Origin of the sequence: Alistipes shahii WAL 8301 (assembly GCF_025145845.1) — a bacterium.
GTDB classification, from domain to species: Bacteria; Bacteroidota; Bacteroidia; order Bacteroidales; family Rikenellaceae; genus Alistipes; species Alistipes shahii.
In genome coordinates this window covers 763076-784856 of the sequence record NZ_CP102253.1, presented here as the reverse complement: position 1 = coordinate 784856, position 21781 = coordinate 763076, and the positions used below count along the sequence as shown (strand labels likewise).

General features: G+C 59.7%; 21 protein-coding genes. 11 read left to right on the top strand and 10 right to left on the bottom strand.

The window, feature by feature from the left end:
* Nucleotides 1-5 precede the first annotated feature (5 nt).
* The 3 genes from NQ492_RS03390 to NQ492_RS03380 all read right to left on the bottom strand — a co-directional run bounded on the left by NQ492_RS03390 (nt 6) and on the right by NQ492_RS03380 (nt 5051).
* Nucleotides 6-812: a DUF4493 domain-containing protein gene (locus tag NQ492_RS03390; RefSeq protein WP_015547925.1), complete on the bottom strand. Its 807-nt coding sequence runs from the start codon at nt 810-812 to the stop codon at nt 6-8.
* Between the two features lie 5 nt (nt 813-817).
* Nucleotides 818-2680 carry a fimbrillin family protein gene (locus tag NQ492_RS03385; protein WP_015547924.1) on the bottom strand — a complete coding sequence of 621 codons (1863 nt, stop codon included), beginning with the start codon at nt 2678-2680 and terminating at the stop codon, nt 818-820.
* 235 nt (nt 2681-2915) lie between these two features.
* Nucleotides 2916-5051, bottom strand: a complete 2136-nt coding sequence (locus NQ492_RS03380) for a S9 family peptidase (RefSeq protein ID WP_015547923.1) — start codon at nt 5049-5051, stop codon at nt 2916-2918.
* A 48-nt stretch (nt 5052-5099) separates the two neighbouring features.
* Between NQ492_RS03380 and NQ492_RS03375 the strand changes: the two genes are divergently transcribed.
* Complete coding sequence (locus NQ492_RS03375) at nt 5100-5705, top strand: NUDIX hydrolase (RefSeq protein ID WP_022061042.1); 606 nt, start codon at nt 5100-5102, stop codon at nt 5703-5705.
* Here NQ492_RS03375 and NQ492_RS03370 read toward each other — a convergent pair.
* Together NQ492_RS03370 and NQ492_RS03365 are read right to left on the bottom strand one after the other, a co-directional pair.
* Nucleotides 5702-5989, bottom strand: coding sequence for a LytTR family DNA-binding domain-containing protein (locus NQ492_RS03370; protein WP_259874117.1), 288 nt, complete (start codon nt 5987-5989; stop codon nt 5702-5704). The genes NQ492_RS03375 and NQ492_RS03370 overlap by 4 nt on opposite strands.
* A 95-nt stretch (nt 5990-6084) precedes the next feature.
* Nucleotides 6085-6411 carry a hypothetical protein gene (locus tag NQ492_RS03365; RefSeq protein WP_015547922.1) on the bottom strand — a complete coding sequence of 109 codons (327 nt, stop codon included), beginning with the start codon at nt 6409-6411 and terminating at the stop codon, nt 6085-6087.
* Nucleotides 6412-6616: 205 nt separating this feature from the next.
* Between NQ492_RS03365 and NQ492_RS03360 the strand changes: the two genes are divergently transcribed.
* Nucleotides 6617-6928 (top strand): hypothetical protein, encoded by a 312-nt coding sequence (locus tag NQ492_RS03360; RefSeq protein ID WP_015547921.1) that lies wholly within the window; start codon nt 6617-6619, stop codon nt 6926-6928.
* A gap of 113 nt (nt 6929-7041) precedes the next feature.
* Here NQ492_RS03360 and NQ492_RS03355 read toward each other — a convergent pair whose 3' ends face one another.
* The 5 genes from NQ492_RS03355 to porX form a co-directional block, all read right to left on the bottom strand.
* Nucleotides 7042-8622, bottom strand: a complete 1581-nt coding sequence (locus NQ492_RS03355) for a MutS-related protein (protein WP_015547920.1) — start codon at nt 8620-8622, stop codon at nt 7042-7044.
* 163 nt (nt 8623-8785) lie between these two features.
* Entirely contained in the window at nt 8786-9196 is a 411-nt protein-coding gene (locus NQ492_RS03350) for a hypothetical protein (protein WP_015547919.1), read from the bottom strand.
* 44 nt (nt 9197-9240) lie between these two features.
* On the bottom strand, nt 9241-10131 hold the full coding sequence (locus tag NQ492_RS03345) for a transglutaminase domain-containing protein (RefSeq protein WP_015547918.1): 891 nt from the start codon (nt 10129-10131) through the stop codon (nt 9241-9243).
* A 248-nt stretch (nt 10132-10379) separates the two neighbouring features.
* Complete coding sequence (gene tsaE, locus NQ492_RS03340) at nt 10380-10796, bottom strand: tRNA (adenosine(37)-N6)-threonylcarbamoyltransferase complex ATPase subunit type 1 TsaE (RefSeq protein ID WP_015547917.1); 417 nt, start codon at nt 10794-10796, stop codon at nt 10380-10382.
* Nucleotides 10797-12347 (bottom strand): T9SS response regulator signal transducer PorX, encoded by a 1551-nt coding sequence (gene porX / locus NQ492_RS03335; RefSeq protein WP_015547916.1) that lies wholly within the window; start codon nt 12345-12347, stop codon nt 10797-10799.
* A 158-nt stretch (nt 12348-12505) separates the two neighbouring features.
* Between porX and NQ492_RS03330 the strand changes: the two genes are divergently transcribed.
* The 9 genes from NQ492_RS03330 to NQ492_RS03290 all read left to right on the top strand — a co-directional run bounded on the left by NQ492_RS03330 (nt 12506) and on the right by NQ492_RS03290 (nt 21775).
* Entirely contained in the window at nt 12506-12829 is a 324-nt protein-coding gene (locus NQ492_RS03330; RefSeq protein WP_044054880.1) for an ArsR/SmtB family transcription factor, read from the top strand.
* A gap of 60 nt (nt 12830-12889) precedes the next feature.
* Complete coding sequence (locus NQ492_RS03325) at nt 12890-13123, top strand: thioredoxin family protein (RefSeq protein ID WP_015547914.1); 234 nt, start codon at nt 12890-12892, stop codon at nt 13121-13123.
* 6 nt (nt 13124-13129) lie between these two features.
* Nucleotides 13130-13555: a nitrophenyl compound nitroreductase subunit ArsF family protein gene (locus NQ492_RS03320; protein WP_015547913.1), complete on the top strand. Its 426-nt coding sequence runs from the start codon at nt 13130-13132 to the stop codon at nt 13553-13555.
* 2 nt (nt 13556-13557) lie between these two features.
* Nucleotides 13558-14265: an aromatic aminobenezylarsenical efflux permease ArsG family transporter gene (locus NQ492_RS03315; RefSeq protein WP_015547912.1), complete on the top strand. Its 708-nt coding sequence runs from the start codon at nt 13558-13560 to the stop codon at nt 14263-14265.
* Nucleotides 14266-14269: 4 nt separating this feature from the next.
* Complete coding sequence (locus tag NQ492_RS03310) at nt 14270-15238, top strand: permease (protein WP_015547911.1); 969 nt, start codon at nt 14270-14272, stop codon at nt 15236-15238.
* Between the two features lie 242 nt (nt 15239-15480).
* Entirely contained in the window at nt 15481-15753 is a 273-nt protein-coding gene (locus NQ492_RS03305) for an HU family DNA-binding protein (protein WP_015547910.1), read from the top strand.
* A gap of 386 nt (nt 15754-16139) precedes the next feature.
* A complete protein-coding gene (locus tag NQ492_RS03300) occupies nt 16140-17696 on the top strand; it encodes an Rne/Rng family ribonuclease (RefSeq protein WP_044054590.1) in 1557 nt (518 codons plus the stop codon).
* Between the two features lie 3 nt (nt 17697-17699).
* Nucleotides 17700-21038, top strand: coding sequence for a transcription-repair coupling factor (mfd, locus tag NQ492_RS03295; RefSeq protein ID WP_015547907.1), 3339 nt, complete (start codon nt 17700-17702; stop codon nt 21036-21038).
* Nucleotides 21035-21775, top strand: coding sequence for a type III pantothenate kinase (locus tag NQ492_RS03290; RefSeq protein WP_022061048.1), 741 nt, complete (start codon nt 21035-21037; stop codon nt 21773-21775). The genes mfd and NQ492_RS03290 overlap by 4 nt, the downstream gene beginning before the upstream one ends.
* The last annotated feature ends 6 nt before the right edge of the window (nt 21776-21781 follow it).

The window sequence follows — 21781 nt, the reverse complement described above, 5'->3', positions numbered from 1 at the left end:
TTGCGTTATTCGGTGGCCTCGTCGTTGAGTTCCACGTCGAGTTCCACGGTCTCGGTGTATCCTTCGCCGAGGGTGACGGTCAGCGTCGCGCTGCCGGCCTTCTTGGCGTCGAGCGTGAAGATGTGGCGCGTGGCTGGGCGTGCCGCTTCGAGCGGCTCGGGGGTGAAGGTGTAGAGCGGCCCCTCCGACGTGCCGTCCTGGCTCTGGCCCCGGGCCGTACCCTTCAAGGTGAGCGGCTTTCCGGCCTGCACCCAGACGGCTTCCGCTTCGGCCGCGTCGCAGGGACGGAACGTGAAGATGCTGCCCGCTCCGGTCGTCACGGTGAACTCCGCGTTGTTGTAGTATTTTTTGAACGACTCGGTGGCGCGCACGAGGGTCTGCGCATTGCCGATCGTCGCCGTGATCTGCGCGGTGCTGGTGCGGCGCGCCGCGACCTCCACTTCGGTCGCGCCTGCGTAGTAGGGTTTGTCCGCGCCTTCGGCTTCGGGATCGCCGTAGGTGACCGTGATCGCGTAGCGGCCTTCGGGGAAGGTGTAGGCGGTCTCCTCGGCGTTATACGCCGCGACCGTCGCCCAGCTTTTGTCGAAATTTTCACCCCGGATGCGGAGCGTGAAATCTTTGCCGTCGGGTTTCGCCGCAGCGCGGGTCGCGCCCTGAACCGCGGCCATCGCCGCAGCGGCATCAATCGTGGCGTCGGCCTCGCAGGCGATGCGGATGGTTCCGCAGCCCTCTCCGGCCGGGGTCTCTTTCTTTTCGGAGCATCCTCCGGCCATGACAGCCGCCGATGCAAGCAGGTAAAGCAGTTTTCTCATGGCGGTTATTCGTTGACGATGGATACTTTGATGTTGTCGAGGTAGAGGTAGTGATTGCCGTTGGCGCCGAATATTCCGGTCCAGGACGATACGTTGCCGATACGGTTGACATTCACCTTCCATGAGATTCTGTGGGCGCTGTTAAAGTCGGCCAGGAATGTTTTGGTGTTCCAATTCGAAAGCGGGGTATTCCACGATTTGTCGGTTTCGAGGGCTATGTCTTCCGCTTCGACGGGGTTTTCAAGATTGTCTCCGCCGTTGGGCTGGCCCGAATTGGTCGTGTAGCCGTAATTGAACGTAGGATTGCCGTATGTTCCGCCCTTATTTTTGTTACTGTCCATCATCCAGGAGTCCTGTCCTCCGACGTAATCGAATGAAACCCGGACTCTGACTGTTTTGCCGGATTTGATACCGCTGACGGGCGGCGAGTCGATACGTCCCGGGTAGCGGGCATACGATGAAGCCTTGCCGACTCCTCCGCCTTCGAACCGGCAGGAGCTTCGGATACATTTCCCGGTTTCCCCGCCCACACGAGCCGCCGTCCATCCGATGGCGCCCTTGTCGGACAGCAGGTGCGCATCCTTGTTTCCGGCGCTGCTGCTGCTTGTTCCCGTTCCGACGTTGCAGTCGTAGTCGAACTGGATGATATTGCTGAAATCCTCCGCCAGCAGGTAGGGGACGCTGAGCGTGATGTCGTTGTTGCCGAATTCGGTGATCTGCGGCATTGTCAGCGTGTTCGATACGACAGCGCTTTCCGATTCGTACTGTACCGTGACGGCTTTTCCCGAGAGGTTGTCGGTCCACGAGGGTTTGAGCACCATCGTGTATTTGCCCTCGGCGTCGGGCGTGAACTGGCGGACGTTCGTGCCGTTGTCGAACAGCGAGCCTTCGGGGGCGGTGAGGGTGATCTTTCCGACCGCCTCGCCCAGCGTCGCCGTGCCCTTGTCCGCAGGCAGCGAGAAGTTCAGACGCGTGTAATAGCGGCCGATGGCGGGAATGTGGTAGGCGATCGGGGTGGTGTGGCCTTCGGAGAAGTGTTTGCCGGGGATGTTGCGCGGCTCGGATTCCCCGGCTTCGCAAATCGCGGTGATGGTCACCGGCTGCTCGGCGGTGAGTTCCACCGGTGCGATGACGGCGAAGACCACGTCGCCCGCATCCTTCGGAGTGTCGAAACGCAGCGTCAGCGTGTTGTTGCCGTCGGTGAGCGTCGGCGCGGCATCGGGATCGGCGGCATCGACCGTCATGCGCCCCGTGACGGGCTGCGGAAATGCCAGCGTGATCTCCGAGACCTTTTCGCCCAGATCGTTTTTCGGAATGCGTATTTTCAGCACGTGAACTTTGTGGCGGAACTGGAACTGCACCGTCTCGCCGGTGTCGTTCTTCTCCAGAGCCGGGGCCTTGACCGGATCGGCCACCATCACGTCCCAGTCGCCGTTGAAGCCGCCGTCCTGCACGTCAGGGATCAGGTAGGTGGCCTGCGTGCCGTCACTTTCGGACGGAACGGGCGACACGGCATAATAGGTGTAGGTGTCCGCGGGCATTTGCGGGATGTCTCCCCTGAACTTGGCCGTGTTGTAGTCGGTGTTGTAGTGGTAGAGTTTGAAAGCCTGTTTGCTGAAGACGGTCTCGGATCGGGAGTTGACGGCCCAGAGTGCGATCTGGTCGTCGGAAGCCCATTTGACCGATACGCCGTCTTCGCCGAGCTGGGTGCGGGACTTGTCTTCGGATTCGATGTCGATCTTCGGACCGGAGCCTACCGATACGCTGATTGTTTCGGTCGCGGGCCGGGTGTCCGCATCCGAAGAATCGGAGCATGCCCCGAAGACCAGAGGCAGCGCGAGCCAAATAATCCGGAAATTTATTCGCATAGAATAGATTCTTTTATCTGTAATGTGTACAAAAATAGGTACAGGTTCCCGTTCGCGGAAATAAATTCAACGAACGCCGGATTTTTCATCACGAACAGCCTCCTTTTTATCCTCACGGATGCGCCTTTCCGGCGGTGCGGAGCGCAAAAAACCTCCCTGCGCAACTTGCAGGGAGGTTTTGCTTTCACCGGAGCGCAGTTCCGGTCCGGGCGGCCCTCGTTCGCTGTCGGGTCGGCTATTTTACGTACTTGTCGAGCCAGCCGAAGAATTCGCGGTTCCAGACCAGCGAGTTCTGGGGTTTGAAGACCTGATGCGCCTCGTTTTCGAACGCCACGAGCCGCGCCGGAATGCCCAGCGTGCGGGCCGCCGTGAAGGCTTCGAGCGACTGGGTGTAGGGGATGCGGAAATCCTTCTCGCCGGTGATGATCAGGATTGGCGTGTCCCATTTCGAGACGAACTTGTGCGGCGAGTTGGCGTAGGAACGCTGTGCCGTGGCGTTCGCCGTGTCCCAGTAGGGGCCTCCGTAGTCGTTGTTGACGAAGAACAGCTCCTCGGTTTCGCCGTACATCGAGTCGAAATCGAAGATGCCGCAGTGGGAGATGAAGGCCTTGAAACGCTTCTCGTGGCATCCGGCGAGGAAATAGACCGAATAGCCGCCGTACGACGCCCCGACGCAGCCCATGCGCTCCCGGTCGGCCCACGGTTCGCGGGCCACGTCGTCGATGGCCGAGAGGTAGTCGCGGATGTTCTGGCCCGAGTAGTCGCCCGAAATCTGGTCGAGCCACTCCTGTCCGAACGAGGGCAGGCCGCGGCGGTTCGGCGCGACGACGATATATCCCTGCGCTGCCATCAGCTGAAAATTCCAGCGGTAGCTCCAGAACTGCGATACGACGCTCTGCGGGCCGCCCTGGCAGTAGAGCAGCACCGGATATTTTTGCGACGGGTCGAAATCGGGCGGCAGGATCACCCACGTCAGCATCTGCTTGCCGTCGGTGGTCTTGACCCAGCGTTTCTGCACCTCGCCCATCCTGATATTGTCGTAGACCGATTTGTTGATGGCCGAGATTTGCGCCAAAGAGCCGTCCTCCGGATTTATCTCGAAGAACTCCGTGGCCATCGAGATCGTGCACATCTCGGCGGCGATCCGCTCCCCGGCCATCGTGAAGGCGTTGATGTCGTGGTCGCCGCGGGTGATGACCTCCACCTCGCCGACCGACGGCGCGACGCGGCAGATCTGGTGCGTCGCCTCGATCGGGGCGATGAAATAGATCAGGTCGTTGCCGCTCCAGACGACGTTCTGGGCGTTGTAGTCGAAGTCGGCGGTGAGGTCCTGCATTTCGGCGGTGTGGCAGTCGTAGACGAACAGGCGGGCCTTGTCCGACTCGTTGCCTGCGCGGCGCTGCGAGAGGAAGGCGATCTTCGAATCATCGGGCGACCAGACGGGATATTTGTCGTAGCCGACCATGGCCGCCTGATCGTTGACGGGTTTGCCGGTATTGAAGTTGGTGGGCTTGCAGATGTTTTGCGTCGCGCCGCTTTCGAGGTCGTAGACGAAGATGTCCGAATCGGTCGACACGGCGTAGGCGGTGCCCGTCAGCGGTTTGCAGGTGTAGGCCAGCATCGTCCCGGCGTTGTTCCAGGCGATCTCGGCCATGTCGAAATAGGGCGCCAGCGGGGCGTCCCACTGCGCGTCGGGCATGATGTCCCTGCCGCCCGTCACGACTCCCTTGCTCAGCTCGCCGACGAAGATGTGGCGGTATTCGCCCTCGTCCCAGTAGTCCCAGTGGCGGGCCATCAGGTCGTCGTAGATGCGGGCTTTCGATTTGTCCATGTCCTTGTAGATGTCCGACGAACGGCGGTCGGCCGTCCGCACGGTCTGCACCCACCAGATGTGCTTTCCGTCGGGGCTTACGCCGAAGCCCTCCACGTCGGGAACGCCGTCGCCGCTGCCCGTGATCTGCGTCGCGTCGCCGCCCGAGGCGTTCATCCGCCACACCTGCATCGAACCGCCGCGGTCCGAGAGGAAATAGATGTGCCGTCCGTCGGCGCTCCACTTCGGCGAGAGGCTGTTCGACGTGAAGTCCGTCAGGCATGTCACGGCCTTCGAGTCCATGTCCTCGACCCGGATCGTCGTCACGCCGCGGTTCTCGGCCATGTTGTAGTCGGTCTGCTGGTAGAGGAGCGTCCGGCCGTCGGGCGAGAGCGACGAGCCGCCCGCGCGGCTCATCTTCCACATCACCTCGGGGGTGAGGCGTCCGGCGGCGATCTCTTCGGCCGTCAGCGCATTGTCGATCTTCAGAGGCTCGGGACGCTTGTCGCATCCGCCGAGGCCCATAGCTGCAATAGCCGTCATCAGGAGAATTTTTTTCATTTTTTGAGGTTTCTTACGTATATTTGTTCACAAATTTCCGATGAAAAGATGAACCGTACCGTTTATTTCGCCGACAGGGCCGTGGCGTTCACGGCCGAAGCTCCCGGCGGGGCGTGGTACGCCGTTGCGGCCGAAGCCTGCGGCGGCATATCACGGGCCAAGATACTGAATTTTCTCGAATCGCACAACTCCGTGGCCGTCGTTTCGGACGATCCCGACAGGGCTTTCGCGGCCTTTGCGGCGGAGTTCACGCCGGTCGAGGCGGCGGGCGGCGTGGTGGTGAACGACTGCGGCGAGTGGCTGATGATCCACCGCAACGGCCGCTGGGACCTGCCCAAAGGGCATCTGGAGTGCGGGGAGCGCATCGAGGAGTGCGCTGCGCGTGAGGTCGAAGAGGAGACGGGCGTGGCGGCTCGGGTCGTGCGGCCGCTGTGCGAGACGCTGCACGCCTACTATTTTCCGAAAACTGCGCGCTGGGAACTGAAACGGACCCACTGGTACGAACTGCATGCGTCCGGGTGCGCCGGTCTGACGCCCCAGACCGAGGAGGGGATCGACTCCGCGGTGTGGTGTGCGCCCCGCGAGGTGGCAGACAATCTGCGCGACGCTTTCCCGACGATCCGCTGCGTGGCGGCGGCTATGGGCCGAAATTAGGCGTTTGCGGCCTGCTCTGTGAGCTGTCGGCGCGCGGCCTCCCGGTATTTGCGCGAAATCTCGATGGTCATTCCGCCGATCTCCACGTGTGCCGGGCAGCAGCGGTCGATGCGCGCCGTGTTGACGATGAACGAGCGGTGGATGCGCAGGAAACGGCTGTCCAACTGTGTCTCCCATTGCGAAATGCGGGTTTTGGTGCGGTAGGCGAGGCCCCCGGCGGTGTGAATCCACACTTCGCTGTCGTTCGATTCGACGTAGCTGATTTCCGCGGGGTCGAGCGTGATTTTGCGGCGGTCGGAGACGAAACTGATCGAACGGGCGTAGGGACAGCGGCGTTCGAGGTGTTTTTCGAGAGCTATTTCCGGAGCGATGAGGGCCGTCAGGACCAGCAGGATGAAGGGGGGGGGTTGAGCAGCAGCCCCGGCATTCCGCCTTCGCCGGCGCCGAGCACCACCGCATGGCCCAGCATCAGCGAGAGGTATTCGATGCCGAGGATCGCCAGCGCAAGGTAGACGGTGTCGAGGATTCCCTGCCGCCGGTTTTCGAACGACAGCTGCGGCACGAAGTAACGCGCCGTGAGCATTCCGGGCAGGAACAGCACTCCGAGCAGGAGGGCGTCGGCGAAGAGATACCCCAACCCCACGAGGACAAAGGCGATGACGAGCGTGGCCGTGAGCCACCAGACGACGGGCAGAAACTGTTTCATGCGGAATTTCCGTTTTTACAAATATAGGTAAAATCAGTCTCCGGTGTCCCCGCCCGGTCCCGCAAAAAACGCTCCCGGGGCCGATCGGCGGGATTCGACGGCGTAAGAGCGGGATTCGACGGGCGGTTTTTTTGTGGTTTCGGCCTGCGGCAGCCTATCTTTGCCATACGGGAATGGTCCCGCGATGACTTAAAACTTTTGCGTTATGTTCGATTTGTTTCTTCAGGGCGGGACATGGATCATGTCGATCCTGACCGTGGAATTGATTTGTCTGTTGTTTGCCGCGTGGAAAGCCCCGGCATGGGTCAGGGAGATCGGCCTGCTGGTGTTGGTGACCGACCTGATCTGGCAGTTGAAAGGGATGTTCAATGCCGCTGAAGTCGTGCAGCAGGTAGGCGACGTTCCTTTGACGCTGGTTGCCGGCGGCTTGAAGGTTTCATTCATATCGCTGATTTACGCCCTGCTGATCTATGCCGCCTCGCTGGTGATCCGCATGTTGCAGAAGCCGCGGATATAGCCCGGTTAGGAACCGGGGCGTATGGGCGGAAGATGGCAGCCGGGCTTTCGGTCCGGTTCTGCGCCCTTTCCGGTTTCTGAACGGATCGCGCCCGGTTATAAAACGGGCGCGATTTAACCGTTGCCGAGCAGTTTCTGCTGCGTGTCGTACGCCTCGGCGATCAGTTCGGGCGGGTAGTCGTACAGCTCCAGAATGCGGATGGCGTTGCGCGTGGTGAGGGGACCGGTGTGCAGGCAGTAGTCGAATACCAGCCGCCCGTCGGCCACCTCTTCACGGAAGTGGTGCAGTTCGTAGCCGTCGCCGCGCAGCAGTTCGGCCAGTTCGATGTCGTGCGTGGCGGCCAGCACGATGTGCGGCCCGCGGTTGAGGCGCGCCAGCACGGCTTTCCCGGCCGCGATACGTTCGGTGGTGTTCGTGCCCTTGAACAGTTCGTCGAGCACGAAGAGGCACGCCGCGGGCCGGTCCGCGTCTTCGAGCAGCCGCTTGACGGTGAGCACCTCCTGCAAATAGTAGCTCGTCCCTTCGGTGATGTCGTCCGAAATGCGGATCGACGAGTGGAGCCGCATGTAGGGCGCCGTGAACCGCTCCGCAAAACAGGTGCAGAGGGTCTCGCCCAACAGGGCGTTGAGCATCACCGTCCGGATGAAGGTGGTTTTGCCCGACATGTTCGACCCGGTGAGCAGCAGCCCCGTGCCGTCGAGCGTCAGGGTGTTCGCTGTGCAGCCCTCGATCAAAGGATGCACGACCTGCACGGCTTCGAGGTATTTGCCGTCGGTGAACGTCGGGCGGCAGGTCTTCGCGGCGCGGCGCAGGCGCATGACCGAGATGGCCGCGTCGGTCCGGCCGATGAAGCGGAACACGTCGTGGATGGCGTCGCGGTGAGTCGCGATGCTGCCGGTGAAGCGGTGGAAAAGAATCACCTCGATGTTGAACGCGATCTTCACCAGCTCGAATGCCAGCCATCCGACGGCCGCCAGTTCGTTGCCTCCGTCGCCCTGCGTGCCGACGATGCGGCTGCGGTGCTCGACCTCGGCGACCCGGCGGATCGGCCGTGCGGCTTCGTCCGAGCCGGGAACCCCCTCTGCCGCAAGGTACCGCGCGGTTTTCAGGGCCGTGGAAAGCTGCTTTACGGCCGATGTGTAGAGGGAGATGTTGATTTTGTTGCTGTAATGAATATACATGTTGACCGCGTAGATCGCCACGAAGAGCAGCAACAGCGCCGGATAAAACGGCGCGAGAAGCAGCGCGGCCGCGGCCGCAGCGGTCAGCGCGTAGATCAGTCCGATGCGGCGGACCCGGACCGGGGTGTCGAAGATCAGCCGGCAGAGGTCGTAGGCGTCGTCGCCCGCGAGGCGTGCAAGGTGTCCGGCGCACCGTTGCGTCAGTTCGTCGTCGTTTTCGAAAGCACCGACCCGGCGGTCGAAATCCGCGGCATCCTCCTCGCCCCGCAGCGTCCGCAGCCGGGCGTAGAGGTATTGCTGGCCGACACGTGAGGTCGTGCGGTCGATCTTTTCGAACACGGCGTTCAGGTCGAGGTCGGCCGTCGTCTCGGCGTCGACGATCTGAAAGACTCCCTCTTCGGCCGGGCAGTTGTAGAAATAACTGCCGATCGGATCGAAGTCATATGCCGCAGACTCCCCTCCGGGGCCTCCGGAAGGCTTGAACAGCGAAGCGATGTAGTCGGTCGGTCTCATGTCTGCGGTTGTCTTCTGAAAATTTTTACGCTGCGGAAGCGGCGGTCGGGGTCGGAGGCCGTGTCGTCCTGCGATTGCTTTTTTAAGCAGGCGTCCTACGCTGCGAGTGCAATGGTCGGGATCGGAGGCCTGCCGGCCTGGGGTCGCCCCTGAAGCTGGCGTCCTACGCCTGCGCCTGCATCGCGCGAGCGATGCCTTCGGCGATCTGGTCGATGGCGCCCTGGAGCTTGCCGCCGATCATCATTTTCATCATCATGTTCAGCTCGATGTGCAGCACCAGCCGCATGCGGGTGTCGGTGTCGGAGACTTTGTGGAGCTGAATCCAGAAGGCGAAATCCATCGGGATTCCCCCGTCGTCGCCCACGATCTTGACGTGGCGCGGTTCGATGCGCTCCTCCATGCGGAGACGGACGGTGAAGCCTTTGGCCTTGAACGAACAGGTCTCCTCGGTGGCCTGCCACTCCTCGACGCGGTCGGCGACGGCCGGGGTGAGGTTGTCGAAGCGGCTGATGACGGCGTAAATCTGTTCGGCGGGACGTAAAATCCGGTGTTGTTTCGAAATGTATTCCTGCATATTGCGCGTTGAAAATTATAAGTTGAAAGTTTTGCGGGCCCGGATCATTCCGCCGGCTGCGGGGCGGCCCAGAAACGGTCGGCGTCGGAGGTCCGGACGGTGGATTCATTCAGCGAGAATCCCTCGAACCCCGGGGGCAGCAGGGCGATGGCGCGGCCTTCGTATCCGACCTCCTTGTCGTATCCGGTCTGCTCCCAACAAGTGAACCAGTAGAGGTTCTTGGCCCAGTAGGAGAGGTAATTCTCCGGGTCGCGTGTTCCGAGAAGCCGGTGTACGGCCATCGGCTCTCCGGCGACGGTGCGCTGCCGCATCTCTTCGAGTGAGAGCGCTTCGCCTTCGGGCGAGGCGACGTAGGATTGCATGTCCGAGTCTATCATCGCCCATTTCTCGCATTCGGGCAGCCAAACGAGGTTGACCACGTGGCAGTCCCGATCGAGCGAGTCGGCCGGAAGGCACGTCACGAAGCGGTTGACGATCCCTTGCGAGAGCAGCAGCTCGTGGAGCAGGATCGAGTGCAGGCGGCAGTTGAAAGCCGGTTCTACGGTACGGGTATACTCCCACAGTCCGATTGCGTTGCGCGTTTCGGGGTGGACTTTCTGATTGGCGTGGGGAATGTTCCGGGCGACGAACTGCGCCAGCGCGCGGGCGTTGTCCCAGGTCGTCGCGGCGGGATTCACGAGGGTGTCGAGCCGGAAGTATTCGCGGATTTCACGGGCGCGGACGGTGTCCTGTTTATAGGTGAAGCGATACTGCACGGTGTCGGCGGCGTAAGGGCCTGCGGCGCGGAGCAGCTCCACGCGCTGCTGTTTTTCGAGACCGGTCAGATAGTCAATGGCCTGTTCGCGGAAGACGAAACGGGCCAGCAGAAAGATTGCCAGCAGCAGGCCGATGAGCGAAAGCAGAGCGATACCTGCGATTTTGAAGAGTTTTTTCATGGGCGGCGATTATGTCCGCTGCAAAGATAGGGATTTTTCCGGTGGCGGCAAACGAACGGGACGAACCTTTGCGGGGTTCGTCCCGGGATGCGGTTGCGAAGCGGCAGGGCCTTGCGGAAACGGGGCGGGGCCTTGGAAAAACGGGCCGGCGATATGGGGGCTGCGCGCGGACAGCTCCCGACGGCGTGATCCGGGGTTGGCGGTCTTTGAATCCGGCCGGCTCTGAATCCGGCTTTTCAAGCCGGCGGTCAGTCGATCTCGAAGGTGCGTGCCGTGTCGCTGTCTACGGTGATGCGCACCGTCATCGTGTTGTCGGGCAGCAGCTGTTCGATCTTCTCGGGCCACTCCACCAGACACAGGTCTCCCGAGTAGAAATACTCCTCGTAACCGAAGTCGAAGGCTTCCCGCAGGTCGTTGATGCGGTAGAAATCGAAGTGGTGGATGCGTCGGTTGCCCTCGCCCTTGTATTGGTTGACGATGGCGAACGTGGGGCTGGTCACGGTGTCGGCGGCCCCGAGTTCTGCGGCGATTTCACGGATGAGCGTGGTTTTGCCCGCGCCCATCTCGCCGCGGAAGGCGACCACCGTGCGGCGGCCCAGCGAGCCGATGATCGCCCCGGCGACCTGCGGAAGCTCGTCCTGCGAGGTGATGTGAATGGTTTTCATCTATTGTTTTGGCTTTAGAACGATATACGGTACGATCATCTCCTCCATCGAAATTCCGCCGTGCTGGAACGTGTTGCGGTAGTAGCGGATGTGGCGGTTCGCGTCGTTGTTGTAGACGAGGAAATCGGTGTTGTAGGCGAAGATGTAGCTCGACGTGAGGTTGCTCGACGGCAGCTGCACGTCCTCGGGTTTCAGGATTTCGTAGACTTCGCGGGAGTTGTACGCGAGGTTGCGGCCCGTCTTGTAGCGCAGGTTGGCCGAGGTCTCGCGGTCGCCGGTCACCTTCACCGGGTTGTCCACGCGGATCGTGCCGTGGTCCGAGGTGATGACGACGGTGTGTCCCCGCTCGGAGAGGAGCTTGAGGATGGTGTAAAGGTCCGAGTGCTCGAACCACGAGCGCGTCAGCGAGCGGAACGCCGCGTCGTCCTCCGTGAGTTCGCGGATGATGTCGGTCTCGGTACGTGCGTGCGAAAGGATGTCGAGGAAGTTGTAGACGATGACCGAGAAATCGGCGTCGTAGACCTTCTGGATGTTGTCCACCAGCTTGCGCCCCTGCTCCGGGCGCACCAGCTTGTCGAACGAGAACTTCCAGTTCTTGCCGTTCTGGCTCATCAGCCGCTTCAGAAACTCCTCCTCGTACTGGTTCTTGCCGCCCTCCTCGTTGTCGTTGAGCCACTTGTTGGGCATCAGGCGGTCGATGGCCAGCGGCATCAGCCCCGCGAAGACGGCGTTGCGGGCGTACTGCGTGGCGGTGGGGAGGATGGCGCAGTAAAAGTCGTCCTGCGCCACGTCGTACCAGCCCCGCAGCAGCGACGAAATCGACCGCCACTGGTCGTAGCGGAAGTTGTCGATCAGCAGCAGCGTGGTCTTGGGGTTCTCGTCGACGACGGGGAAGATGTTGGTGCGCATGAGCGTGTGCGACATCACGGGGGTGTCGTCCGAGCGCTTGTTGATCCAGTTGTAGTAGTTGCGGCGCACGAACTTGCAGAACTCCTGGTTGGCCTCGCTTTTCTGGTAGGTCAGCACCTCCTTGATGCTCTGGTCGGTGGATTCCGCCAGTTCGACCTCCCATGCGGTGAGTTTGCGGTAGAGCGCGCACCAGTCCTGGAACGTGTCGGCCATCTGGAGCGAGGACGAGATGCGGCCGAACTCCGAACGGTAGTCGGCGGTGGTCTGCTCGGTCACCAGCTGTTGCTGGTGCACGTTCTTCTTGATCGAGAGCAGCACCTGGTTGGGGTTGACGGGCTTGATGAGGTAGTCGGCGATCTTCGACCCCACGGCCTTGTCCATGATGTTCTCCTCCTCGCTCTTGGTGACCATGATCACGGGCGTCGTGGGGCGCACCTCCTTGATCTTGGGAAGGGTTTCGAGTCCCGTCATGCCGGGCATCATTTCGTCGAGGATGATCAGGTCGTAGGCTCCTTCGGAAGCCATGTCGATCGCGTCGTATCCGTTGTTGCAGGTGTCCACTTCATAGCCCTTCTGCTGCAGGAACAGCACGTGGGGTTTCAGCAGTTCGACTTCGTCGTCGACCCAGAGTATTTTGACCATACCGTTATCGGATTTAGAATTTGCAAAATTAATGTTTTTATCATCAAACGCAAAAACCCCGCGGTTTATTGGGTCGGCTCCGGTTTTGTGTGAATATTGCGGTAATTTTTTGCTGGAACGGAATATTGTTCGTATATTTGCGAACAATGATAACGGATATGACGAAAAAGGCCTATACGGACCAGGAGGAACAAATTGCCCGCTTTGCCAAGGCGATGGGGCATCCGGCGCGGATGGCTATTCTGCAATTCCTTGTCAGGCAGGACAGTTGCTTTTTCGGGGATATTCACGAAGTGTTGCCGATTGCCAAAGCGACCGTATCGCAGCATCTAAAGGAGTTGAAAGAGGCCGGATTGATACAGGGTGAAATCGAAACACCGAAAGTCCGTTATTGTATCAACCGTGCGAATTGGACGGTGGCGCGCAATCTTTTTGTCGGTTTCTTCTGTGACTGCAAGGACAAAGATTCCTGCTGCGGGTGAACGACTTTTTTTATTGATATTGTTCGTTGTTCGGCGAATTACATTTAATGAAAAGCAGATATGGAGATTAAAGTATTGGGAACGGGGTGCGCCGGATGCAAGGTACTCCACGAAACGGTAAAGCAGGTGGTCGCCGAGTTGAAATTGGCGGCGACGGTCGTAAAGGAAGAGGACATCATGAAAATCATGTCCTACAATGTGATGGCCCTGCCGGCGTTGGTCGTGGATGAGCAGGTCGTAGCCAAAGGGCGGAAATTATCGCTTGCAGAGGTCAAGGAACTGCTGACAAAATAATTCGCCATGAAAAGATTATTGTTGCTTGTGGCTGCCGCAGCATTTGCCGCCTGCGGAAATAATCCGCGAAAAACCGTTGCCGATAGGCAGCAGGATGATTGTGTCGAAGTGCTTTGTTTCTACGGGGCAAAACGCTGCGCGACCTGTATTGCGATTGAAACCGGCGTGAAAGAGGTTGTCGAAACCGATTTCGCCGGGCAGGTTGGGGCCGGAGAGGTGTATTTTCGTATTATTGACATTGCAAAGCCGGAAAATGAAGCGTTGGCCGACAGATATGAAGTGACGTGGTCGGCGCTGTTGCTGAATAAATGGCGGGACGGGAAAGAAACCGTAACCGATTTGACGCAGTTCGCCTTTGCCAATGCTCGCACGAATCCGGAGCAATTTAAAGCGGAACTCTGTGCCGAAATTCGAAAACAGTTGGGCGAATAGGTATGGAATGTTTGCAGCACTTGCTGGACGGCTCGACCGTTCCGATACTGACCGCTTTTCTGCTCGGCCTGCTGACCGCCGTAAGCCCCTGCCCGCTGGCGACGAACATCGCCGCGGTGGGTTATATCTCGAAGGATTTGGAAAACCGCCGCCGCGTTTTTCTCAATGGCTTGCTTTACACGCTCGGACGTGTCGCGACCTACACGTTGCTGGGTGCGGTGCTGATTGCTGTGCTGCGTGCGGGGGCGAGTGTTTTCGCCATTCAGAAGGCAATCGGCAAATGGGGAGAAATGCTGATCGCTCCGGCGCTGATTCTGATCGGATTGTTTATGCTCTTCGGACATCGGCTCAACCTGCCGAATTTCGGGTTCTCGGGGCGCGGCGAGCGGATGGGGCGGGGTGGCGGATGGGGTGCGCTGTTGCTCGGCATTCTTTTTTCTCTGGCGTTCTGCCCGACGAGCGGCGTTTTCTATTTCGGAATGCTTATTCCGATGTCGGCCGCAGAAACGGGCGGTTATCTCCTGCCTGCCGTATTCGCTGTCGCTACGGGGCTTCCTGTGGTCATCGTCGCATGGCTGTTGGCGTACAGCGTTGCCGGGTTGGGCGCATTCTACAACCGGATGCAGGCGATTCAAAAGTGGCTCTCGCGGATTGTAGGCTTGCTTTTTATAGCCGTGGGCATTTATTATGGAGCAATTTATTTCTGTTAAAACGATGATTCAACGATTTGCCGACTGGCTCGTCTACGGCGTATTCGGGATGAGCGCCGAAACACATTTCGGAAGCGCTGTCAATTTCTTTTTCTACGACAGTGTCAAAATTCTGATCCTGCTGTTCTTGATCAGTATGGTAATGGGAATCGTCAATGCCTATTTTCCGATTGACAAACTGCGCCATTACCTTACGACCCGCAAACTGTACGGGTTTCAATACCTTTTTGCATCGCTGTTCGGGGCTATCACGCCGTTTTGCTCCTGCTCGTCGATCCCGTTGTTTATCGGTTTTGTCAAAGGCGGGATTCCTTTGGGTGTGACATTTGCGTTTCTGATTACCTCGCCGCTTGTGAATGAGGTTGCCGTGGCGATGTTCCTTGGTTCGTTCGGCCTGCGGGCGACGGCGATTTATGTTGTGAGCGGCATTCTGCTCGGCATGATCGGTGGCTTTGTACTCGGCCGCTTCAGGCTGGAACGCTATCTTTCGCCGTGGGTGCGGCAGCTGCAGGCGCAGTCCGATACGAAATCGGAAGTTTGGGCGGAAGAGCGCACGCCGTTCGTTCGACGGCTTCCCGTCATTGTGCGCGATGCGTGGGGTATTGTGCGGGGTGTGCTGGTATATGTGTTGATCGGTATCGGTGCAGGTGCGGCGATGCACGGGTATGTGCCCGAAGGATTTTTCGAGCAATATATGTCGAAAGATAATTGGTTTGCCGTGCCATTGGCTGTCGTTTGCGCCGTACCGATGTATGCCAACGCCGCCGGAATCGTTCCGGTGGTGCAGGTCTTCGTGACCAAAGGCATTCCGCTGGGGACGGCTATCGCCTTTATGATGGGCGTTGTCGGGTTATCGTTGCCGGAAGCCACGATGTTGAAAAAGGTGATGACATGGCGGCTGATCGGGATATTCTTCGGAGTGATGACTTTATTCTTTATTCTGTCGGGATATGTGTTTAATATGTGCTTGTAATACAGTTGTTTAATGTTTTTTGGCGTTTACGTCGAGCCTTCGGAATAAATATCTGATATAGAATATTTTAATTTTGGCCCGGGTTTTGCCCGATATTTGTTATCGTGTTGTGAACGTGCAGACTACACTGCCGCGGGAAAAAAGTGAAAAAAAATTGCCGATTATTGGCGGATATGTAAATAAAGCGTATATTTGCACTCCGAATCATTTTGGATGAACTTAATTTTAAATACTATATAAACATGACAAAGGCAGATATCGTAAGCGAAATCGCTAAAAGCACCGGCGTTGAGAAGGTGCAGGTGCAGGCTATCGTCGAGGCTTTCATGGAGAGCATCAAGACGTCGCTCACCCAAAAAAATAACGTGTATCTCCGTGGTTTCGGCAGCTTCATCGTGAAGAAGCGCGCCAAGAAGGTTGCCCGCAACATCTCGAAGAACACGACGATCACCATTCCCGAACACAACATCCCCGCTTTCAAGCCCGCAAAGAGCTTCGCAGCGAAGGTGAAATAACGGATAATAAGAACCTCTTAAAATTTAAGGACTATGCCAAACGGAAAGAAGCATAAGCGTCACAAGATGGCTACCCACAAGCGGAAAAAACGTCTTCGTAAGAACCGTCACAAGAAAAAGTAGGGTAGCACCTTTGTTCTAACGATAGATAAAGCTAAAGGGGCCAAAGGGTTCTTTTAGCTTTACCTATTTTCGGGTTTCCGATTTTTCGGGCGGTTTTTCCGCCTTTTTCGCGGGTTTTCCGGACGCCGGGCCCCGCGTTCCGCCGGACGTTTCCGGCATCCATTTTTCCCTTTGGAGTTCGCCGCCACTTCACAGCAAAACGCGGCTTCAGTACTAATTTCAGCCATACCGCGCCCGGTTTCCCGGAGCGCGACACACGATAGATGAACAGAGAATTAATCGTAAACGTAACCCCGACCGAGATATCAATCGCCATGTGCGAGGACAAGGTGCTCGTCGAACTGAACAAGGAGCAGTGCCAGACGGGCTTCGCCGTGGGGGACATCTACCTCGGGAAGGTGCGCAAGATCATGCCGGGACTGAACGCGGCATTCGTCAACATCGGACACGAAAAGGACGCCTTTATCCACTACCTCGACCTGGGGCCGCAGTTCCCCTCGTTGCAGAAGCTCGTCGCCTCGCAGCAGCCCGGAAAACGCGGGTTCCGCGTCGAGAGCATGAAACTCGAACCGCCCGTCGAGAAGACCGGGAAGATCGGCGAATACCTCCAGGTGGGGCAGCAGATCATGGTCCAGGTGGCCAAGGAGGCCATTTCGACCAAAGGTCCGCGCCTGACGGCCGACATTTCGCTGGCCGGCCGCAACGTGGTGCTGGTTCCCTTCACCTCGAAGGTTTTCCTTTCGCAGAAAATCCGCTCGGCGGACGAGAAGAAGCGTCTCAAGCGCATTGCCGCGGCGGTGCTGCCGAAGAATTTCGGCGTCATCATCCGCACGGCGGCCATGGAGGCCAAGGACGAGGACATCGAGCACGACATCCAGACCCAGATCGACCGCTGGCGCAAGACCTGCGCGGCGATCAAGAAGAACGCGGCGTCGGCCCCGGCGCAGCTGATGAGCGAGATGAACCGCGCCAACACGATCATCCGCGACTCGCTGAACGGCTCCTTCTCGCAGATCGCCGTCGACGACGAGGCGATGTACAACGAAATCCGCGGCTACATCCGCCAGATCGAACCCGAGAAGGAGAAGATCGTCAAACTCTACAAGGGCAACGTGCCCATTTTCGACAACTTCGACATCTCGAAGCAGATCAAGTCGCTCTTCGCCAAGTACGTGTCGCTCAAACGCGGCGCCTACCTCATCATCGAGCGCACGGAGGCCATGAACGTCATCGACGTCAATTCGGGCAACCGCACCAAGGCCGAGGACAACCAGGAGCAGACCGCCATGGACGTGAACCTCGCCGCGGCGAAGGAGATCGCCCGCCAGCTGCGGCTGCGTGATTTGGGCGGTATCGTCATCATCGACTTCATCGACCTGCACAAGGCGCAGAACAAGCAGGCGCTGTTCGACGAGATGGTGAAGCTGATGGCCACCGACAAGGCCAAGCACACGGTGCTGCCACTCACGAAATTCGGCCTGATGCAGATCACCCGCCAGCGGGTGCGTCCCGTGGCCGTCGAGAGCGTTTCGGACGTCTGCCCGACGTGCAACGGTTCGGGCAAGATCGAACCTACGGTGCTGCTGGACAAGAAGATCGAGAACCAGATTTCGTTCCTCACGCAGGATCGCGGACACAAATTCATCAAGCTGGTCGTCAGTCCTTACGTGGCGGCGTTCCTCCGAAAGGGCCTCTGGTCGCTGCGCCGCCGCTGGGAGTGGAAGTACAAGGTGCGCCTTGAGATCGCCGAGGACCAGAGCATCGGGATCGTCGAGATCCACTACCATGACAAAAAGGATAACGACCTTATAACCAAATAAGGCATGGCAACCGCCCGCGAGCAGCTGGCGCAGTTCGCCGCCGGGTCGAAAGCCCTCGGCAGACTGTGCCGCGAATATAAAAACAGGAGTGCTACCGTCCACCTCGAAGAGCTGGTCGGCGGCGCTCTTTCGTTTTATGCCGCGGCGGCCGTGGCCGAATCCGGGGGCGTGCATGTCTTTGTCGCCGAGGACCGTGACGCCGCAGCCTACCTTCTGAACGACTTCTACAACCTGCTGGACGAACGGCAGGTTTACTTCTTTCCCTCGTCGTGGAAGCGTTCGGCGGCCTATGGCGCCGAGGATGCGCAGGGCGTGGTGCAGCGCACGGCGACGATGCACGCCGTGCGGAATTTCTCGGGGAAGGGCTACCTGGTGGTCTGCACCTGCCCCGAGGCGCTGGCCGAGCGGGTCGCCGACGCCGAAGCCCTGCAACGGGAGACGATCACCGTGAGGGTCGGCGACCGGATTTCGATCGAGGTGCTGGAGCAGGCGCTTGTCGATGCTTCGTTTACGCGCGTGGATTTCGTCTACGAGCCTGGCCAGTACTCGGTGCGCGGCGGTATCGTCGACGTCTTCTCCTATTCGGAGAGCAAACCCTACCGACTGGATTTCTTCGGCGACGAGGTCGACTCGATCCGGCGGTTCAACATTTCGAGCCAGCTGTCGTCGGACAGGCTGGAGCGCGTGGAGATCATCCCCGACCTGAACGCCGGGACGCCCGCCGCGGCGAAGGTCTCCTTCGCGCGGTTTGCGGGCGCGGAGGCTTCCTGGTGGTTCTACGACGCCGATTTCGTGTTGCGGAGGGTCAACGACATCCGCCGCAGGACGCTCTCGGACATGGAGCATCCCGATGAGATCGACTCGCTGCTGACGAGCCGCAACTCGCTCGTGGCCGACCTTTCCGGAAGCCGGATTTTCCTGCTGCGCGACAATCTTCCCGAGCGGCCCGCGGCCGCAACGGTGAAGTTCGCGACGTCGCCCCAGCCGAAATTCAATAAAAATTTCGAGATGCTGGCCGACGACATGATCCGGGGTGCGCTGCGGGGTTACGATACCTATATACTTTCGGAGAACAAGGCGCAGGTCGAGCGTCTCGAAAATATTTTCCACCAGATCGGCCGCGGACAGGCCGTCGTGCGGTCGCTGTCGACGACCCTGCACGAGGGGTTCGTGGACAACGACCTGAAACTGTGCCTCTACACCGACCATCAGATTTTCGACCGCTACCAGCGTTACCGCATCAACGGCGAGATCCGGCGCGACGAGCAGATGACCGTCGCCGAGCTGAACCAGCTGCGCCCGGGCGACTACGTGGTGCATATCGACCACGGCGTGGGCCGTTTCGACGGGCTGGTGAAGATCGCCGCGGGCGACGGACGCATGCAGGAGGCGATCAAGCTGGTCTACAAGGACGGCGACGTGCTGTTCGTCAACGTGCACTCGCTCCACCGCATTTCGCGCTACAAGTCGGGCGACGGCGAGCCGCCGAAGGTCTACAAACTGGGCAACGGCGCCTGGCAGAAGCTGAAGAACGCCACCAAGAAGGCCGTCAAGGACATTTCGCGCGAACTGATCGCCCTCTACGCCAAACGCAAGGCCTCGAAGGGCTACGCCTTCTCGCACGACAGCTATTTGCAGCACGAGCTGGAGGCGTCGTTCCGCTGGGAGGACACTCCCGACCAGCAGTCGGCCACGGCGGCCATCAAGAAGGACATGGAGTCGGATCAGCCGATGGACCGGCTGGTGTGCGGCGACGTGGGCTTCGGAAAGACCGAGGTGGCGATCCGCGCGGCGTTCAAGGCCGCTGTCGACGGCAAGCAGGTCGCCGTGCTGGTTCCGACGACGATCCTCGCCTTGCAGCACTACCGCTCGTTCACCGAGCGTCTGCGCGATTTCCCGGTGAGGGTGGAGTACATCAACCGCACCAAATCCACGAAGGAGGTCAGCCAGATCCGCGAGGACCTCGCCTCGGGGAAGATCGACATCCTGATCGGCACGCACAAGATGCTGGGCAAGCAGATCGTGTTCCGCGACCTGGGGCTGCTGATCATCGACGAGGAGCAGAAATTCGGCGTCGCCGCCAAGGAAAAGCTCACCGAGATGAGCGTTTCGGTCGATACGCTGACGCTCACCGCCACGCCGATTCCGCGCACGCTGCGATTCTCGCTGATGGGTTCGCGGGACTTGTCCGTCATTTCGACCCCGCCGCCCAACCGCCAGCCGATCCTCACCGAGTCGCACGTATTCTCGGAGGAGATCATCCGCGATGCCGTCGAGGCGGAACTCGCCCGCGGCGGCCAGGTCTATTTCGTCCACAACCGCGTCGAGGACCTGCCGGCCCTCCAGGGGCTGATCACGCGCCTCTGCCCGAAGGCCCGTGTGGCCGTCGGGCACGGCAAGATGCCGGCCGAGCAGCTGGAGAAACTCATCATGGACTTCATCTACGGGGAATTCGACGTGCTGGTGTCGACGACCATCGTCGAGAACGGCATCGACATTCCCAACGCCAATACGATCATCGTCGACAACGCCCAGAACTTCGGTTTGAGCGACCTGCACCAGCTGCGCGGCCGCGTGGGGCGTTCGAACCAGAAGGGCTACTGCTACCTGCTTTCGCCGCCCGACGAGCTGCTGTCGTCCGACGCGCGGCGGCGTCTGCGGGCCATCGAGGAGTTCTCCGACCTGGGTTCGGGGTTCAACATCGCCATGCAGGACCTCGACATCCGCGGCGCGGGCAACCTGCTGGGCGCCGAGCAGAGCGGGTTCATCGCCGACATCGGTTTCGAGACCTACCAGAAGATTATGAACGAGGCGGTTGCCGAACTGCGTGCCGAGGGGCTTCATGTCCCGGGCCTGAGCGACGGGGAGCAGGAGGTCGTGGAGCAGATGCGTTTCATCGACGACGCGCACATCGACATCGAGGTCGAGGCCGCGCTGCCCGACGCCTACGTTTCGCAGCAGGCCGAACGCCTGAAACTCTACCGCGAACTCGACTCGACGAAGGACGAGGAGGCTTTGCAGGCCTTCGAGAGCCGTCTTGCGGACCGCTTCGGTCCCCTGCCGCGCGCCGCGAAGGAGCTGTTGAACGTCGTGCGCCTGCGCTGGGAGGCCATTCGTCTGGGCATGGAGCGCGTGAAGGTCAAGAACGGGCTGATGATCGTGCATTTCGTGGGCGAGGAGAACTCGCCTTTCTACAAGAGCGAGGCCTTTATGACCCTGTTGCAGCGGATTACGCAGCGGCCCGACCGATTTGTGCTCAAACAGCACAATAATCGGTTGGCGATGACCGTTAGGAATGTCAAAGACGTGGAAGACGCATACAAAACGCTGCAGCAGCTTTGAATCTGATCGTAGACATAGGCAACACCCTTGTCAAGTTGGCCGTTTTTGACGGCGGACGGATCGTCGCCCAGCGCTGCGTGGAGCGGCTGCATCCGTCGATGCTCGGCGAGTTGCTGGAGGGCCGCAGGGCCGCGAAGGCCGTCGTCGCTTCGACGCGCGGCGAAGCGGACGACGTGGTCGAAACGGTCAGGCCCTATGCGGATTACCTGCTGGAATTCACCTCGCAGACCCCCGTGCCGGTTGCCAACGCTTACCATACGCCCGAGACGCTGGGCCGCGACCGGCTGGCCGCCGCCGTGGGCGCCACGGTGCTTTACCCGGGGCGCAACGTGCTGATCGTCGATTTCGGCACGGCCGTCACGATCGACCTGGTGACGGCCGACAACACGTTCCGCGGCGGGTGCATTTCGCCGGGGATGAAAACCCGTTTTCGGGCGCTCCACGACTACACGGCCTGCCTGCCGCTGTGCGGTCCGACCGAAAGCGGGGAGTTGCAGGGGCTCACCACCGAAGAGGCCATCCGCCTGGGGGTGATGAACTCGCTGACCTTCGAAATTGAGGGCTATATGGCCCGGATGGAGAAAAAAATCGACGATTTATGCGTAATTTTTACCGGCGGGGACGCGAAATACTTTGCGAAAAGAATTAAAAACACGATATTTGCAAATTGTAATCTGGTCTTTTGCGGATTGGATCGAATTTTAGAGTACAATGCAAGTGAAGAACACCTTGATTAAGCTGGT

Coding starts and splice junctions, on each gene's coding strand:
- NQ492_RS03390 (WP_015547925.1), bottom strand. CDS start 812: ATGAGAAAACTGCTTTACCTGCTTGCATCGGCGGCTGTCATGGCCGGA.
- NQ492_RS03385 (WP_015547924.1), bottom strand. CDS start 2,680: ATGCGAATAAATTTCCGGATTATTTGGCTCGCGCTGCCTCTGGTCTTC.
- NQ492_RS03380 (WP_015547923.1), bottom strand. CDS start 5,051: ATGAAAAAAATTCTCCTGATGACGGCTATTGCAGCTATGGGCCTCGGC.
- NQ492_RS03375 (WP_022061042.1), top strand. CDS start 5,100: ATGAACCGTACCGTTTATTTCGCCGACAGGGCCGTGGCGTTCACGGCC.
- NQ492_RS03365 (WP_015547922.1), bottom strand. CDS start 6,411: ATGAAACAGTTTCTGCCCGTCGTCTGGTGGCTCACGGCCACGCTCGTC.
- NQ492_RS03360 (WP_015547921.1), top strand. CDS start 6,617: ATGTTCGATTTGTTTCTTCAGGGCGGGACATGGATCATGTCGATCCTG.
- NQ492_RS03355 (WP_015547920.1), bottom strand. CDS start 8,622: ATGAGACCGACCGACTACATCGCTTCGCTGTTCAAGCCTTCCGGAGGC.
- NQ492_RS03350 (WP_015547919.1), bottom strand. CDS start 9,196: ATGCAGGAATACATTTCGAAACAACACCGGATTTTACGTCCCGCCGAA.
- NQ492_RS03345 (WP_015547918.1), bottom strand. CDS start 10,131: ATGAAAAAACTCTTCAAAATCGCAGGTATCGCTCTGCTTTCGCTCATC.
- tsaE (WP_015547917.1), bottom strand. CDS start 10,796: ATGAAAACCATTCACATCACCTCGCAGGACGAGCTTCCGCAGGTCGCC.
- porX (WP_015547916.1), bottom strand. CDS start 12,347: ATGGTCAAAATACTCTGGGTCGACGACGAAGTCGAACTGCTGAAACCC.
- NQ492_RS03330 (WP_044054880.1), top strand. CDS start 12,506: ATGACGAAAAAGGCCTATACGGACCAGGAGGAACAAATTGCCCGCTTT.
- NQ492_RS03325 (WP_015547914.1), top strand. CDS start 12,890: ATGGAGATTAAAGTATTGGGAACGGGGTGCGCCGGATGCAAGGTACTC.
- NQ492_RS03320 (WP_015547913.1), top strand. CDS start 13,130: ATGAAAAGATTATTGTTGCTTGTGGCTGCCGCAGCATTTGCCGCCTGC.
- NQ492_RS03315 (WP_015547912.1), top strand. CDS start 13,558: ATGGAATGTTTGCAGCACTTGCTGGACGGCTCGACCGTTCCGATACTG.
- NQ492_RS03310 (WP_015547911.1), top strand. CDS start 14,270: ATGATTCAACGATTTGCCGACTGGCTCGTCTACGGCGTATTCGGGATG.
- NQ492_RS03305 (WP_015547910.1), top strand. CDS start 15,481: ATGACAAAGGCAGATATCGTAAGCGAAATCGCTAAAAGCACCGGCGTT.
- NQ492_RS03300 (WP_044054590.1), top strand. CDS start 16,140: ATGAACAGAGAATTAATCGTAAACGTAACCCCGACCGAGATATCAATC.
- mfd (WP_015547907.1), top strand. CDS start 17,700: ATGGCAACCGCCCGCGAGCAGCTGGCGCAGTTCGCCGCCGGGTCGAAA.